This is a genomic window from Variovorax sp. LARHSF232 (genome assembly GCF_052871435.1).
Map to the genome: position 1 here is coordinate 1 of NZ_JBIXJS010000008.1, position 14,735 is coordinate 14,735.

The 14,735-nt window shown below is 66.6% G+C and carries 13 protein-coding genes and 1 tRNA gene; 4 read left to right on the forward strand and 10 right to left on the reverse strand.

Features of this window, described 5'->3' with window-relative positions:
• Positions 1–126: 126 nt before the first annotated feature.
• From ACIPRI_RS19150 to ACIPRI_RS19185, 8 genes are all read right to left on the reverse strand, one after another.
• Positions 127–2,796, reverse strand: a complete 2,670-nt coding sequence (locus ACIPRI_RS19150; RefSeq protein ID WP_446623066.1) for an autotransporter family protein — start codon at positions 2,794–2,796, stop codon at positions 127–129.
• A gap of 125 nt (positions 2,797–2,921) precedes the next feature.
• The gene (locus ACIPRI_RS19155) at positions 2,922–4,004 is read right to left on the reverse strand and encodes an OmpA family protein (protein WP_446623067.1); all 1,083 of its coding nucleotides are present in this window, start codon (positions 4,002–4,004) and stop codon (positions 2,922–2,924) included.
• A gap of 283 nt (positions 4,005–4,287) precedes the next feature.
• Positions 4,288–4,363 (reverse strand) — tRNA-Thr (locus ACIPRI_RS19160).
• 11 nt (positions 4,364–4,374) lie between these two features.
• The gene (locus ACIPRI_RS19165; protein WP_446623068.1) at positions 4,375–5,388 is read right to left on the reverse strand and encodes a class 1 fructose-bisphosphatase; all 1,014 of its coding nucleotides are present in this window, start codon (positions 5,386–5,388) and stop codon (positions 4,375–4,377) included.
• Between the two features lie 19 nt (positions 5,389–5,407).
• The gene (pepN, locus tag ACIPRI_RS19170; RefSeq protein WP_446623069.1) at positions 5,408–8,068 is read right to left on the reverse strand and encodes an aminopeptidase N; all 2,661 of its coding nucleotides are present in this window, start codon (positions 8,066–8,068) and stop codon (positions 5,408–5,410) included.
• A 73-nt stretch (positions 8,069–8,141) separates the two neighbouring features.
• Positions 8,142–9,246 (reverse strand): peptide chain release factor 2 gene (prfB, locus tag ACIPRI_RS19175; RefSeq protein ID WP_446623070.1). Its coding sequence is split into 2 segments (ribosomal slippage): positions 8,142–9,164 and positions 9,166–9,246, totalling 1,104 coding nucleotides; the frame shifts between segments, so codons are not numbered across the junction.
• An 81-nt stretch (positions 9,247–9,327) separates the two neighbouring features.
• Positions 9,328–9,849, reverse strand: coding sequence for a hypothetical protein (locus ACIPRI_RS19180; protein WP_446623071.1), 522 nt, complete (start codon positions 9,847–9,849; stop codon positions 9,328–9,330).
• Positions 9,850–9,907: 58 nt separating this feature from the next.
• Positions 9,908–10,825 (reverse strand): alpha/beta fold hydrolase, encoded by a 918-nt coding sequence (locus tag ACIPRI_RS19185; protein WP_446623072.1) that lies wholly within the window; start codon positions 10,823–10,825, stop codon positions 9,908–9,910.
• Positions 10,826–10,882: 57 nt separating this feature from the next.
• Here ACIPRI_RS19185 and ACIPRI_RS19190 point away from each other — a divergent pair, with 57 nt between their 5' ends.
• The 4 genes from ACIPRI_RS19190 to ACIPRI_RS19205 are packed head-to-tail and all read left to right on the forward strand — an operon-like array spanning position 10,883 to position 13,514.
• On the forward strand, positions 10,883–11,956 hold the full coding sequence (locus tag ACIPRI_RS19190) for an aldo/keto reductase (protein WP_446623073.1): 1,074 nt from the start codon (positions 10,883–10,885) through the stop codon (positions 11,954–11,956).
• A 13-nt stretch (positions 11,957–11,969) separates the two neighbouring features.
• Positions 11,970–12,464, forward strand: a complete 495-nt coding sequence (locus tag ACIPRI_RS19195) for an aminoacyl-tRNA deacylase (RefSeq protein ID WP_446623074.1) — start codon at positions 11,970–11,972, stop codon at positions 12,462–12,464.
• A gap of 34 nt (positions 12,465–12,498) precedes the next feature.
• The gene (gene plsY / locus ACIPRI_RS19200; RefSeq protein ID WP_446623075.1) at positions 12,499–13,155 is read left to right on the forward strand and encodes a glycerol-3-phosphate 1-O-acyltransferase PlsY; all 657 of its coding nucleotides are present in this window, start codon (positions 12,499–12,501) and stop codon (positions 13,153–13,155) included.
• Positions 13,156–13,157: 2 nt separating this feature from the next.
• Positions 13,158–13,514, forward strand: a complete 357-nt coding sequence (locus ACIPRI_RS19205; protein WP_446623076.1) for a RidA family protein — start codon at positions 13,158–13,160, stop codon at positions 13,512–13,514.
• A gap of 24 nt (positions 13,515–13,538) precedes the next feature.
• Here ACIPRI_RS19205 and ACIPRI_RS19210 read toward each other — a convergent pair whose 3' ends face one another.
• Positions 13,539–14,189 carry a TIGR02281 family clan AA aspartic protease gene (locus tag ACIPRI_RS19210; protein WP_446623077.1) on the reverse strand — a complete coding sequence of 217 codons (651 nt, stop codon included), beginning with the start codon at positions 14,187–14,189 and terminating at the stop codon, positions 13,539–13,541.
• 16 nt (positions 14,190–14,205) lie between these two features.
• Positions 14,206–14,691: a YajQ family cyclic di-GMP-binding protein gene (locus tag ACIPRI_RS19215; RefSeq protein ID WP_446623078.1), complete on the reverse strand. Its 486-nt coding sequence runs from the start codon at positions 14,689–14,691 to the stop codon at positions 14,206–14,208.
• Between the last annotated feature and the right edge of the window lie 44 nt (positions 14,692–14,735).

The window sequence follows — 14,735 nt, forward strand, 5'->3', positions numbered from 1 at the left end:
GATTTGCGGCGCCATCCGTTGTTGCCGGCTCGTTGTGTGGCCAGCCACACGGCCTCGCCGGCGCCTAGGCTGGCGCCGCAAATCGCCCCGGCGCGGACCCCGCTCTCTGCCGCGCAGGCTCCTAGCTCACCACCACGTGTAGCGCATCCCCACCTGGCCCTGCGTGTCGCGCTGTTCGGTGCTGTCGATGTCCCGGGTGTAGGCCAGGCCGCCGTACACCGCGAAGGCGCGGCTCAGTTGCCCGGTAACCCCCACGCCCACTTCCAGCGCAGTCGAATTGCGACGCGTGCCGATGGTGTCGCCAAAGCCGAACACGACTTCGCTGCTGCCGCTGAAGGTGTGCCAGAGGTTTGCCTTCAGGTACGGCCTCCACGTGCCGCCCGTGCCGCTGAAGTTGCCCTGCAGCCGCGCGCCAATGCGCCCGGTCACGGCGTTGTCGTTCCGGATGTCGACGGCGGAGACGCCGTCGTCGAAGCTGTCGAAGGTGCTGCGCTGCCAGATCAGCTGCCCTTGCGGCTCAAGCGCCAGCTGTTCGGTCAGCGCCAGCGGATAGCCGGCCTCGAACGATGCCGTCAAGGTCTTGGCATCCGGCTTCCCGCCGCGGCCGAGCGTGGAGCGTGCATCGGTCTCGTACCGGCCGGCCATCAACACCGTGTCGGTGTACCAGCCGCTGCTGCCGATATGGGTCCAGTAGGCGCCCAGCCCATAGCCTTCGATCGTGAGGCTGCCGACCGCCGTGTCCCGCATGCCGCCGGCCAGCCCGCTCACGTCGCCGCTGGCACGCGTATAGCCGCCCAGCAAGCCGATGCGGTCGCGCGCGCCCGAGTCACTCATGCCGACATGGAAGTCGTGGCCCAGTTGCAGGCCGCTCACGGTGCCGTCGAAGTGCGGATCGGCATCGCCGCGCAGGGTCTGGTCGACGTTCTGGCCGAACACCCGGCCCCACGAGGCCTGCGCCTTTTCGCCGCTGGCCATCAGCTGCTGATCGCCCTGCCGTTCATGAAAGGTCCCCAACTGCAGCAGACTGGCGCGGCGCACCACCTGCGGCACGGCGCTGTAGAGCGCGACCTCGGGACGGTACAGATTGACCTGTTCGATGGGGATCGGGACGGCGGGCGGCGCACCCGGCGCTGGCGGCGGTGCACCCGGTGCCGGAGGCGGTTGCAAGGCCGCGACCACCGCCGCCGCCTCGGCCGCCGAGCCGACGACGACGCCCGCGACGACAAAGGCGTTCGAGCGCAGGTACCAGTTGTCGGCGTTGCCGCCGGTCGCGCCGCCACGGAACAGCCGATAGCTGTAGGCGCCTGCCTCGACGGGCTGCGTCAGCGCGAAGGCATTGGCCGCGGTCGTTCCGCCGTTGGCGGCCTGCACCAGCAGGATGCCATCGGCAGCGGTCAGCGCGCCAGTGCCGCCGCGGTTGACGACCCGGATGCCGGTGTTGCCGGACGCCGCGCCGCCGTCGATGACGAGCTTGTCGGCCGGCGAACTGTCGTTGCCGAGCGCGGAGTTGACTTGCAGCAGCGCGTTGCTGCCAGTGTAGTTGCCTTGCACCGTCAGCGCGCCGTAGCCGGTGCCGTTGCCTGGGCCGGGCAGCCAGGTGCCCTGGTTGCTCACGTTGCCGGCGAAGGTGCCGGTGCCGGCCACGGTGGTGCCCGGCAGCACGTTGATGACGGGGCTGGTCAGCTTGCTGGTCAACGTGAAGGTGCCCGTCTGCACCTGGATGCTTTCGGAGAAGCTGGCATCGGTCAGCCACGACCAGGCGCTGCCGCGCATCGTCAGGTTCTGGAAGTTGCGGAACACGTTGTCGACGGTTCCGCTGCCTTCCAGAAAGGTGTTGCTGGGCTTGTTGACGCCACCGTCGGCCACACCCTTGATGACGGAGCCCGTTTGCAGGATCAGGGTGCCGGTGCCGAGCGAACCCATGAAGATGGCGCCGTCACCGCTTGCGCCACCGTGGCCTTCGAGCAAGCCGGCATTGATGAAGGTGTCATTGCCGTTCTGTCCGCGCAGCGCGTACGAACTGGCGCTGGTGACGATGCCGCCCGCGCGGTTCTCGACGCGCGAGAAAAAGGTCGAGGCGCCTGTCGTGTTGGCATGCACCCCATCGGCGAACCCGCTCGTGGCCGAGGTGTTGGCGCCTGTGGCGCTAATGGTGCCGGTGTTGATCAGCACGTTCGTCACCAGGTTGCCGCCTTGCAGGAACACGCCCTTGGCGGCTGTTCCGCTGGTCGTGATGGTGCCGCTGTTGGTGACGGTGTTGCCGGGCCCGAAGGTGACGATGCCGTGCGAGCTGCCGCCCGTGGTGGTGATGCTGCCGTTGTTCTGGATTTGCGCGCCGGAACTGCTGCCGCCCACCGCGATTGAAATGCCGGCCGTGCCGGCGCTGGTGGTGCGAATGCCGCCGTTGTTGATCAGGGTGTTGCTGTTGCCCGAGCCGCCGATGGCGAAGCGCGTGCTGCCCGAGCCGCCCGACACCGTGATCTGCCCGTTGTTGGTGATGGTGCTGGCGTCCTGCACCAGCAGCGCCTGCGTGGCGTTGGTGGTCAGCGTGGCGCCGCTGTTCACCGTGATGGTCACGTTGGTGCTGCCCGGCTGGGCGATCACGCTGGTCGACCCGGTGTTGACGCCGTCGCAGACGACGGTGGCGCCGGTGGCGGGGGTCGAGGTCGGCACGCACGCGGCATGGCCCGCGGTGGCGATCAGGCTGGCCAATCCGGCGATGGCGGTGGCGAGTGGGGAAAAGGATGCGTGGGGTGCGCGCGGACGCCAGGAGGTCTGCACTGTTTCAAAAGGCATTCTTGTTGTTCCTGATGAACGGCCGCGGGGGTTTGGCCGGCGGCGGCCATTATTCAGGAGCCTGCAGTTGGCCTGCAACCCGCCCGATGCAAAAAGGGGCGGCTCGGATCGCGGCCACGCTAGCGCTATTGCATCTGCTCGCCCTGGGCGCGGATCTCCACGCGGCGGTCCGGCTCCAGGCAGGCAATGAGGGCGGTGCGCGTCCTCGCCTTGCCCTGGCTCCTGCATTCGGCTTCGGTGATTTTCAGGTCCGCCTCGCCGCGGCCTTCGGTCTGGATCACGTTGGCCGGCACGCCCTGGCGCACCATGTGGTCGCGCACGGCGTTGGCCCGAGCCTGCGACAGCCGCTGGTTGTAGTCGTCACGGCCGAGCGGGTCGGTGTAGCCGACGATGACGACCGAGCGCAGCTGGAAGCCCGCGGACCTGAATTCCTGAAGCGCGTTGTCGATGCGGCTGCGGCCGGCGGGCGTCAACTCTGCCTTGTTGAATGCGAAGGTGCCGTCCGCCGCGACACTGACGCTGCGGGCTACTGGAGGTGGTGGCGGCGGCGGAGCCATCGCCGGTGCCGGGGGCGGCGGTGGTGGGGGCGCCTGCGCTACGCGCGGGGCGGGGCCGAAGGGGATCTGCAGCCCCACCGAGAACAGCCAGTCGTCCATGTGGCCGCCGCTGGCCAGATTGCTGTGGTTGTCGTCATAGCGATAGCGTGCGTCGGCCACCAGGCGACCCCAGGTGGAAAACGGCCAGACGACGCCCGCGCCGAGGTTGGCCATGAAGCTGGTCTTGCTGGCGCTGCCCTGCGGCCCGCTGATCTTGTCGTCGATGGCGCCGATGCCGCCCACGAGATAGGGCTGCACGCTGCCCGCCTGCCACATGCGAAAGCCCTGGCGGCCCATGAAGAACCACTGCGCGTCGAGCGAGGCGCTCCAGTTCTTGTACTTGCCCGGGCCGCCCAATGCGGCATCGAGCTCCTCGTACTGGGTGCGCAGCTCGAGGTTCCAGTTGGGGCTGATCGGCTTGCCGATGGCCAAGCCTCCGCCCCAGCCGTCGTCGGCCAGGCGGCTGTTATCCGAATTGATGTAGGTGCCGAACGGGGTGATGTACCAGCGGTTGTCGAAGTACTGGTCCGATGTGTAGGCGGGCTGCGCGAGGCAGGCAGCATACGGAGCGGCAAGCACGCAGCAGGCCACGAGGGTGCGTCGGTCGAACATGGAAGCCTCACTGACTGGTGGAGTTGTTGAGGGCCTCAGCCGAAGCCAAAACGAAAGCGAAAGATAGTTCGGCCGGGCGCGCTGTCCGGCGTAGGCGCAACGAAGTGTGTCGCTGCAAGGCGGGAGCGAGCACCTGCGGTTTCGATTCTTTCAGTCGGCCGCTTGCGGGTGTGACGCGGCGGCAACGTGGAAGCACCGGCTCATCTGCTTGTCGCGGGCAGTCACGGCCAGAAAGCAAAAAAGTCCGCTACCAAACTTGATAGCGGACTTTCCTTGCTGTACTTGGTGCCGGAGAGATGAATCGAACACCCGACCTTCTCATTACGAATGAGCTGCTCTACCGACTGAGCTACACCGGCTAAGCCTTCAATTATAGCGGCTCGTGATAGCTCGTTACGCGCTCGACCTCATTTTTTGAGCCGAGCACCACCGCGACTCGCTCGTGCAGCTTGCCGGGCGGGATGTCCAGGATGCGTTGGCGGCCGTTGGTGGAGGCGCCGCCGGCCTGTTCGACGATCCAGCTCATGGGGTTGGCTTCGTACATCAGGCGCAGCTTGCCGGCCTTCTCGGGCTCGCGCTTGTCCCAGGGGTACATGAAGATGCCGCCGCGCATCAGGATGCGGTGCACGTCGGCCACCATGCTGGCGATCCAGCGCATGTTGAAGTCCTTGCCGCGCGGGCCATCTTTCCCCGCCAGGCATTCGTCGATGTAGCGCTTGACCGGCGCGTCCCAGTGGCGCTGGTTGCTCATGTTGATCGCGAATTCCTTGGTGTCCGCCGGGATCTGGATGTTTTCCTGCGTCAGCACGAAAGAACCCTGCTCGCGGTCCAGCGTGAACATGGCCACGCCATTGCCCACGGTGAGCACCAGCGTGGTCTGTGGGCCGTAGATGCAGTAGCCCGCCGCCACCTGCTTGCTGCCGGCCTGCAGGAAGTCGGATTCCTGCACGCCCTGGCCGTGGCCGTTCTCGGGCTTGCGCAGCACGCTGAAGATGGTGCCGATGCTGACGTTGACGTCGATATTGGAGGAGCCATCGAGCGGATCGAACAGCAGCAGGTACTCGCCCTGCGGATAGCGGTTGGGCACCAGGTGGATGCTGTCCATTTCCTCGCTGGCCATGGCCGCCAGGTGGCCGCCCCACTCGTTGGCCTCGATCAGCACCTCGTTGGCGATGATGTCCAGCTTCTTCTGGACTTCGCCCTGCACGTTCTCGGATTCGGCGCTGCCGAGCACGCCGCCCAGCGCGCCTTTGTTGACGGCCTGGCTGATGCTCTTGCAGGCGCGCGCCACCACTTCGAGCAGAAGGCGCAGCTGCGCGGGAATCGATCCGTCTTCGCGCTGCTGCTCGACGAGGTAGCGGGTGAGGGAAATCTTTTGGTTCATCGAATCAATGTGAAGGGGTTCAGTTGCCCAGGGCGCGGGTCACGACTTCCTGCGTGTCCTTGCTCAGGTCGGGTTTGGCGGCCACGCGTGCGATGGCTTCGCGCGCGGCGCTGCGGTAAGGCTCGGCCAGCTTGCTCCAGCGGTCCAGTGCACGCGCCAGGCGCGCCGCCACCTGCGGGTTGATGGCGTCCAGCTCCATCACGCGGTCGCTCCAGAACACGTACCCCGCCGCATCCGGGCGGTGGAAGGCGCCCGGGTTGGCATTGCAGAAGCTGAAGATCACGCTGCGCGCCCGGTTCGGGTTCTTGATGGAGAAGTCCGGGTGCTTCATCAGCTGGCGCACCAGCGGCAGGATGTCGCCGCCACGGTCCGGCGCGCCGGCCTGCAGCGAGAACCACTTGTCGATGACCAGCGCCTCGTCCTTGAAGATGGCGTGGAAGCTGGCCAGCGCCTGCGCCGCCAGCGCATGGCCCGAAGAGACCAAGGCGGACAGTGCATTGAAGCGGTCGGTCATGTTGCCGGCGTCCTTGAAGCGCTGCAGCGTCTTGCCGGGCCACAGGGTGTCGCCGCTTTCGTGCGCCGCCAGGCACAGGTGCGCCAGCGCCATGCCGGCCAGCGCGCGCCGGCCGGACGACGTCGGGTCGGGGGCGTAGGCGCCGGTGTCGCGGTTCTCTTCATAGGCCAGCTGCCATTCGGGCTGCAGCGCGGTGGCCATGCGCCTGCGCATGGCTTCGCGCACCGCATGCACGCGCTGCGGGTCCACCACGTCCAGCTGCTCGGCGATGTAGGTCTCCGAGGGCAGGGTGAGCACCAGTTCCTTGAAGGCGGCGTCCAGCGACGGGTCGCGCAGCAGGCGGCGCATGGCGTCGACGTAGGCGTCGTTCAGGGTGGCGGCCGGGCCTTCGGCCGGCGGCGCGGTGATCGCGGCAATGGCCGCGCGCAGCGCCAGGCGCTGGCCGGCTTCCCAGCGGTTGAAGGGGTCGGTGTCGTGCGCCATCAAGCCAAGCAGCTGCGCGTCGCTGTAGTCGTGGTCCAGGATCACCGGCGCGCTAAAAGCCCGCAGGATCGAGGGCACGGGCTCGCTGTCGATGTCGGTGAAGGTGAAGGTCTCGCTGGCCTGCGTCACCACCAGCGTTTGCGTCGGCGCCAGCTCGCGGCCGTCCTGGCCGATCAGGCCGACGTTCACCGGGATCACGAAGGGCTCCTTCTCCGGCTGGCCTGGCGTGGGCGCGCAACTTTGCTCGAAGTGCAGGGTGTAGCTGCGCTCCGCCGCGTCGTAGACGCCGCGCGCGGCCAGGCGCGGCGTGCCGGCCTGGCTGTACCAGCGCTTGAACTGGGGCAAGAGGCGCGCCAGGTCGGAATGCGGGTTGGCGTCGGCAATGGCCTGGGCGAAGTCGTCGCAGGTCACGGCCTGGCCGTCATGGCGCTCGAAATACAAGGTCATGCCGCGGGCGAAGCCGTCGCGGCCCACCAGGGTCTGCATCATCCGCACCACCTCGGCACCCTTTTCGTAGATGGTGACGGTGTAGAAGTTGCTGATCTCGACGTAGCTGTCGGGCCGCACAGGATGCGCCATCGGGCCGGCGTCTTCCGGGAACTGCGCGGTGCGCAGCACGCGCACATCTTCGATGCGCTTGACGGCGCGCGCCGACGCGTCGGCGCACAGGTCCTGCGAGAACTCCTGGTCGCGAAAGACCGTGAGCCCTTCCTTCAGCGACAGCTGGAACCAGTCGCGGCAGGTGACGCGGTCGCCGGTCCAGTTGTGGAAGTACTCGTGGCCCACCACGCTTTCGATGTTTCCGTAGTCGGCGTCGGTGGCGGTGGCCTGGTTCGCCAGAACGTACTTCGTGTTGAAGATGTTCAGGCCCTTGTTCTCCATGGCGCCCATGTTGAAGTCGCTGGTGGCGACGATCATGAAGCGCTCCAGGTCCAGCGGCAGGCCGAAGCGCGCCTCGTCCCAGACGATGGAGCGGATCAGCGAGTTCATGGCGTGCTCGGTCTTGTCCAGGTCGCCGGCGCGCACGTAGACCTGCAGCAGGTGCTCCTTGCCGCTGCGCGCCTGGATGCGCTGCTCGCGCGCCACCAGCTTGCCGGCCACCAGCGCGAACAGGTAGCAGGGCTTCTTGAAGGGGTCGATCCACTTGGCGAAGTGGCGGCCCTCGGGCAGATCGCCTTGCTCCACCAGGTTGCCGTTGGACAGCAGCACCGGGTAATCGGCCTTGCTGGCGCGGATCAGCACCGAGTAGCTGGCCATCACGTCCGGGCGGTCCAGGAAGTAGGTGATGCGGCGAAAGCCCTCGGCCTCGCACTGGGTGAAGAAGGTGTCCTCGCTGACGAACAGGCCCATCAGCTTGGTGTTCTTCGCCGGCTGGCAGGTGGTGAACACTTCGAGCTCGAAGGCGTCGGGCAGGTTGTCCAGCACCAGTTGCTCGCCTTCCATGCGGAAAGACGCGCCCTGGCCGTCGACCAGCACGCGGGCCAGGTTCAGCTCGTCGCCATCCAGGCGCAGGGGTTGCATTTCTACGTCGGGATTGCGGCGCAGGCGCATGCGGTTGAGCACGCGGGTCTTGGCGGGGTCGAGGTCGAAGGTGAGCTCGACCGTGTCGATCCAGTAGGCGGGCGCGGCGTAATCCTCGCGGCGAATGGCCACAGCTTGGCCTTGAGCATCACGAAATTGCATCGGGTGTCTCCAGATAAACACGTGTGGTTGTTGTTCTTGTACGGCGCGCGCACACACACGCGCGCCCCGGACTCTAAACGCCTTGCTTGAGCGAGGCCTCGATGAAGGGGTCGAGGTCGCCGTCCAGCACCTTCTGGGTGGCAGAGGTCTCGTGGCTGGTGCGCAGGTCCTTGATACGGCTCTGATCGAGCACGTAGCTGCGGATCTGGTGGCCCCAGCCGACGTCGGTCTTGCTGTCTTCCAGCTTCTGCTGCTCTTCCTGGCGCTTGCGCATCTCGTGGTCGTACAGGCGCGAGCGCAGGCGTCGCCAGGCGACGTCGCGATTGCTGTGCTGGCTGCGGCTGTCCTGGCACTGCACCACGATGCCGGTGGGCATGTGCGTCAGGCGCACCGCCGAATCGGTCTTGTTGATGTGCTGGCCGCCGGCGCCGGACGCGCGGTAGGTGTCGGTGCGCACGTCGGCCGGGTTGATCTCGATCTCGATCGAGTCGTCGATTTCCGGGTAGACGAAGACGCTGGCAAAGCTGGTGTGGCGCCCGCCGGACGAGTCGAAAGGCGACTTGCGCACCAGGCGGTGCACGCCAGTTTCGGTGCGCAAGAGGCCGTAGGCGTATTCGCCCTCGATCTTGATGGTCGCGCCCTTGATGCCGGCGGTGTCGCCGGGCGTTTCATCCTCGATCTGGGTCTTGAAGCCCTTGCGCTCGGCATAGCGCAGGTACTGGCGCAAGAGCATGCTGGCCCAGTCGCAGGCCTCGGTGCCGCCGGCGCCGGCCTGGATGTCCAGGAAGGCGTTGCACGGGTCGGCTGGGTTGTTGAACATGCGGCGGAACTCGAGCTTCTCGATCTCTTGCGCAATGCGGGCCGCGTCGTCGGCAATGGCCTGCAGGCCGTCGAAGTCCTCGTCGGCCTTGGACATCTCGAACAGTTCGGTGTTGTCGGCCAGTTCGCTGCCCAGGGCGTCGAGCACCAGCACGACGCTGTCGAGCGCCTTCTTTTCCTTGCCCAGTTCCTGGGCCTTCTTGGGGTCGTTCCAGACCGCCGGATCTTCCAGCGAGGCGTTTACCGTGCGCAGCCGTTCAGCTTTGGCATCGGCGTCAAAGATACCTCCGGAGATCCACCGTGCGCTGGCTCAGGTCTGCCAGGGTGGCGCCGATCTGGTTGATTTGTTCTGCATCCATGTGAGTGTCCTGCCGGTGTTTGGAGAAACCGGGCATTTTCGCATGGCGGGCAAAGGCCCTGAAGGCATGACGACCGGCGCGTCAGAAGCGGCGGTTGTAGGAGAACATGATGGCGTTGCCGCCCAGCGCAATGACCTGCAGCGCGTCCTTGGGCGTGAGGCGATACCCGATGCCCGGCAGGATGATCGGCGAGAAGCCGTTGTGGTTGAAGGGCACCTTGTCCTCGTACTCGTCCACGTAGCCGTACATGACGCCGCCCACCAGCTTGAAATACAAGGCCGGCATGCCGAACAGATTGTTCCACTGGTAGCCGACGTACACGGTGCCCGATGGCTGGCTGAAGGAGTTGCGGAACAGGGCGCCGCCCCACAGCCAGTTGTCCTCGCGATGCTTCTCGAGGCCGACAAGGAAGACGTCGGTGTGCCACTCGCGGCTGAAGTGGTAGGTGAAGGGCGAGAACGTCATCTCCCAGCCATCGAAGGGCGCGCCCAGGTCCGCATCCTGAGCATTGGCAACCGGCGCCTGGGCAGTGAAGAGCAGGCCGAGGGCCAGGCCGCATGCGCGGGATGCGCGGAATGTGCGGCCAAGGAAGGCAAACTTCATTCTTCTTTGTATGGCTCGATTCAAGAGCCGCGCATTTTCGCAGACGTGCAAGTGCGCTTCATGAACGGTCGATGAACGCCGCGATCAGGGCGGCGACCTTCTCCGGCTGGTCGTGGTGCATCATGTGGCCGGCGTCCTCGAGCCGCACGAACTCGATGCGCGGCACCTGGCGCAGGCGCGAGAGCATGTCGTCTTCGATGCCGCGCGCCTTCCAGGTCTTGAGCACGCCATCGGCAGCTTCCACCGCCAGCACCGGCGCGCTGATGGCCTTGTACAACTCGACCGCCTCGTCCACGCGGTAGAGATTGGCGTTGACGATCTTGTGGGAGGCATCCCCCAGGATGGCCCAGGCCGTGCTGCCGTCCTCGCGTGTGCGCTGGGCGGCCCAATGCGACGCCAGCCAGTCGGCCTTGTCCTGCGAAAGGCGCGGGTTGGTGCGCATCAGCCGCCGCGCCACGCCCGCGAGCTCCGGGTAGGTCTGCAAGTTCATCTCGCCGCGCGCGTGGGATTTGAGCTCGTCCATCCACTTGCTGTAGCGCGCCGGCGCCTGCTCGGGCTGGGTGCGCGGCATGCCGAAGCCTTCGAGGTTGACCAGGCGCCGCACCCGCGCCGGCCGCGCGCCGGCATAGAACATGGACACGTTGCCGCCCATGCTGTGGCCCACGATGTCGGCCGGCTGGTCGGCCAGGTAGTGATCGAGCAGGCCGTCCAGGTCGGCCAGGTAGTCGGGAAACCAGAAGTTGTCGGTGCCGCGCGCATCCGTCAGGCCGAAGCCCCGCCAGTCGGGCGCGATCACCGGCCGGTTGCCGGCCAGTGCGTCGACCACGAACTGGAAGGAGGCGCCGACATCCATCCAGCCATGCAGCATGACGATGGGCGGCAATCCGGATGCGAGATCGCCCCAGATGCGCACATGGTGCTCAAGGCCTCGCAAGGGCACGAATTCACTGCGGCTGATGCGGCGTGGCTGGTACATGCGGGGCAATCATAAGCAGCCGGCACGATTGCCCATGCCTTCCTAGAATCGCGGGCCATGAGCACCTTCAGCCCCAACGTCCAACTCGGCCAGAGCGATCTGCGCGTCACCCCCATCTGCCTGGGCACCATGACCTTCGGCGAGCAAGTGAGCGAGGCCGCGGCCCACGCCATTCTTGGCCGCGCGCTCGAGCGCGGCGTCAACTTCATCGACACGGCCGAGGTGTACGCCGTGCCGACGCGCGCGGAGACCTTCGGCGCCACCGAGACCATCATCGGCAACTGGTTCGCCAGCAACCCCGGCGCACGTGCCAAGGTGGTGCTGGCCACCAAGGTGGCCGGCCCATCGCGCGGCATGCCCTGGGTGCGCGAGGGCGACGGCATGACGGCCGAGGACATCGTGGCGTCATGCAACGCCAGCCTGAAGCGCCTGCAGACCGACGTGATCGACCTCTACCAGATCCATTGGCCCGAGCGCCACGTGCCGGCCTTCGGCTCGATGGTCTACGACCCCAAGCAAGAGCGCTCCGCCACGCCGATCCTTGCGCAGCTGGAAGCCCTGGGCAGCCTGGTGAAGGCCGGCAAGGTGCGCGCCATCGGCCTGTCGAACGAAACGCCCTACGGCGTGCACGAGTTCGTGCGCCTGGCCGAGCAGCACGGCCTGCCGCGCGTGGCCACGGTGCAGAACGCCTACTGCCTGCTGAATCGCTGGCCCGAGAACGGCCTGGACGAAAGCATGCACCGCCTGGGCGTGTCCGCGATTCCCTATTCGCCGATGGGCTTCGGCCTGCTCACCGGCAAGTACGATCAGGGCGGCATCGAAGGCCCCGATGCACCCAAGGATGCGCGCATCGCCCGCTACGAATCGGTGCGCAAGCAGCGCTGGGGCCGCGCCGACGCACTCAAGGCAGCACGCCGCTACAACGCGCTGGCCCGCGAGCATGGCCTGACGCCCGCCCAAATGGCGCTGGCCTTTTGCTACACCAACTGGCGCGTGGCCAGCACCATCATCGGCGTGACCGGTCTGGCGCAGCTCGACGAGAACCTGGATGCCTGGGGCACCACGCTGTCGCCCGAACTGCTGGCCGAGATCGACAAGATCCGCTGGGAGATCCGCGATCCCGCTTTCTGAGCCTAAGGGCCGCATGAGCAAGAAGTCGGCGCATGTCTCGGAAACTCCGGCGACGCAGATGCTCCGGGCGAACCAGGTCGCGTTCACCGAGCACCCCTACGAGTATCTGGAGCACGGCGGGGCGCAGCACAGTGCGCAGGTGCTGGGCTTCGACCCTTTCACCGTCGTCAAGACGCTGGTGATGCAGGACCAGGACGCCAAGCCCCTCATCGTGCTGATGCACGGCAACCGCACCGTATCGACCAAGAACCTGGCGCGGCAGATTGGCGCCAAGTCGGTCGAGCCTTGCAAGCCCGAGGTGGCGCAGCGGCACAGCGGCTACCTGGTGGGCGGCACCTCGCCGTTCGGCACGCGGCGCGCGATGCCGGTGTACATCGAATCCAGCATCCTGACGCTGCCGCGCATCGTCATCAACGGCGGGCGCCGCGGCTATCTGGTGGGCATCGAGCCGCAGGCGTGCGTGCAGTTGCTGGGCGCCAAGCCGGTGCAATGCGCGCTGGCAGAATAGCCCGCTTCATCCTGTTACGGCCCGGAGCGCGTCCTTGAGCTTTCTCAATCCCTTGTCCCTGCTTGCCATCGCGGCGTCCTACCTCGTGGGTTCGCTCTCTTTTGCGGTGATCGTGAGCAAGGTGCTCGGCATGGCGGACCCGCGCAGCTACGGCAGCAAGAATCCAGGCGCCACCAACGTGCTGCGTTCCGGCCGCAAGGGCGCGGCGCTGGCCACCTTGCTGCTGGACGCCCTCAAGGGCTGGCTGCCGGTGTTCCTGATCGTGCAGTTCGGCGCCGCGCATGGCATGGGACTGGACACTGCGGCACTCGCTGGCCTCGCCGCCTTCCTCGGCCATCTGTATCCGGTGTTCTTCCGCTTCCAGGGCGGCAAGGGCGTTGCGACTGCGGCCGGTGTGCTGGTGGGCGTCGCGCCGTTGCTGGGCCTGGCGACTGGCCTCACCTGGCTGATCGTCGCGGTCTTCTTTCGCTACTCGTCGCTGGCTTCGCTGGCCGCTGCCTTCTTTGCGCCGGCCTACTACCTGATGGGCGGTGGCATCGCCTGGCCGCTGAGCGCCGTGGCACTGCTGGCCCTGGTGGTCATGAGCCTGCTGCTGGTCTGGCGGCACCGCGAGAACGTCCGCCGGCTCATGGCCGGCACCGAATCCAAACTGGGCGCCAAGTCCGCGCCCAAGAACGCTGAAGGGAAATGAACATGGGCAGCATCCAGCGCTTTCACGTCGGTCCGCGCCTGTCGGAGACGGCAGTGCACAACGGCACGGTCTACCTGGCCGGCCAGGTGCCGGACGACCTCACGAAAGACATCAAGGGCCAGACCGCCGAGGTCCTGGGCATGGTGGAACGCCTGTTGCTCGAGGCGGGCAGCGACAAGTCGCGCATCCTGATGACGCAGATCTTCCTGAAAGACATCAGCGAGATCGGCGCCATGAACGAGGTGTGGGATGCCTGGATTCCGGCCGGCAACACGCCGCCGCGCGCCACGGTGCAGGCGCTGATGGTCAAGGACGGCTACCGGATCGAGATCGTGGTCACGGCAGCGCAGGCCGCGTAGGCCGCACAGGCCTCATAGGCGCTTTCAGTAGCGCTTCTGCAGCACCATCTGGTCGCTGTCCCGCGTCATCGAAAAGCGGTTGATGAAGCTGTTGCCCAGCAGCACATAGGGCATGGGCTGCTCCGAAACGAGCCCGTCGACGTCGTAGATCTCGACGTCGCCGATGCGCACGGCGGTGAGCTTGACCCGGTAGGCCTGGCCGATGCCATTGGCGGTGTTGATCCTGACCGGCTGCAGCTTCTTGTACTCGAGCCCGATGCGCAAGGCGTCGGCGGCGGAAATCGCCACCAGGGTGGCGCCGGTGTCGACCATGAAGTTGACGGTACGGCCGTTGATGCTGCCGGGCGTCAGGAAATGCCCGCCGCTGTTGGCCGGCAGCACGATGCGCGTGCCATTGAGGCCGCCGCCACCGCCGCCCACGCTCACAGGCGTATCCATGCGCAAGGTGCTGCGCTGGCCGCTGACCTCGACCACGGCCTGGTCGCCCTGCACCGACACCAGCCGCACATTGCCCAGCTTCTCGCCAGGCGCCACGGTGCGCGGCGCGCCGCCGTCGACCATCAGGATGGCGCGGCTGCCGATGGTGCCGGTGAGCATCACCGACTCGGCCCGCGCGAGGCCCGCTGCCAGCGCCAAGGGGAGGAGGGCGGCCACTGGCAGGCGGGATGTTTTCATGAGGGCGGTTTTTTGATCAGTCGCGGAAGTTGTTGAAGGACAGCGGCATGTCCGGCACGTCCTTCTTGATCAGGGCCATGGCGGCCTGCAGGTCGTCGCGCTTGGCGCCGGTGATGCGCACCGCATCGCCCTGGATGGCGGCCTGCACCTTGAGCTTGCTGTCCTTGATGATGCGGGTGATCTTCTTGGCCTGCTCGGACTCGATGCCGCTCTTGACCTTGAACACCTGCTTGACCTTGTCGCCGCCGATCTTCTGGACGTTGCCCTTCTCGAGAAAGCGCACGTCGACATTGCGCTTGGTCATCTTGTTGCGAAGGATGTCCTCGATCTGCACCAGCTGGAAGTCGGCGTCGCCGATCAGGGTGATTTCTTTTTCCTTCAGCTCGACCGCGGCCGCCGTGCCCTTGAAATCAAAGCGGGTCGCGATTTCCTTGGCCGTGTTCTCCACGGCATTCTTGACCTCCGGCAGGTCGGGTTCGCAGACGGTATCGAATGACGGCATGGCAGGCTCTCCAGGGATGCGCGGGTGGCAAGAGTGAATGAGAC

What these genes read in the sequence shown, in the direction of transcription:
- ACIPRI_RS19150 (WP_446623066.1), bottom strand. Translation starts at nt 2,796, where the DNA reads ATGCCTTTTGAAACAGTGCAGACCTCCTGGCGTCCGCGCGCACCCCAC.
- ACIPRI_RS19155 (WP_446623067.1), bottom strand. Translation starts at nt 4,004, where the DNA reads ATGTTCGACCGACGCACCCTCGTGGCCTGCTGCGTGCTTGCCGCTCCG.
- ACIPRI_RS19165 (WP_446623068.1), bottom strand. Translation starts at nt 5,388, where the DNA reads ATGAACCAAAAGATTTCCCTCACCCGCTACCTCGTCGAGCAGCAGCGC.
- pepN (WP_446623069.1), bottom strand. Translation starts at nt 8,068, where the DNA reads ATGCAATTTCGTGATGCTCAAGGCCAAGCTGTGGCCATTCGCCGCGAG.
- ACIPRI_RS19180 (WP_446623071.1), bottom strand. Translation starts at nt 9,849, where the DNA reads ATGAAGTTTGCCTTCCTTGGCCGCACATTCCGCGCATCCCGCGCATGC.
- ACIPRI_RS19185 (WP_446623072.1), bottom strand. Translation starts at nt 10,825, where the DNA reads ATGTACCAGCCACGCCGCATCAGCCGCAGTGAATTCGTGCCCTTGCGA.
- ACIPRI_RS19190 (WP_446623073.1), top strand. Translation starts at nt 10,883, where the DNA reads ATGAGCACCTTCAGCCCCAACGTCCAACTCGGCCAGAGCGATCTGCGC.
- ACIPRI_RS19195 (WP_446623074.1), top strand. Translation starts at nt 11,970, where the DNA reads ATGAGCAAGAAGTCGGCGCATGTCTCGGAAACTCCGGCGACGCAGATG.
- ACIPRI_RS19205 (WP_446623076.1), top strand. Translation starts at nt 13,158, where the DNA reads ATGGGCAGCATCCAGCGCTTTCACGTCGGTCCGCGCCTGTCGGAGACG.
- ACIPRI_RS19210 (WP_446623077.1), bottom strand. Translation starts at nt 14,189, where the DNA reads ATGAAAACATCCCGCCTGCCAGTGGCCGCCCTCCTCCCCTTGGCGCTG.
- ACIPRI_RS19215 (WP_446623078.1), bottom strand. Translation starts at nt 14,691, where the DNA reads ATGCCGTCATTCGATACCGTCTGCGAACCCGACCTGCCGGAGGTCAAG.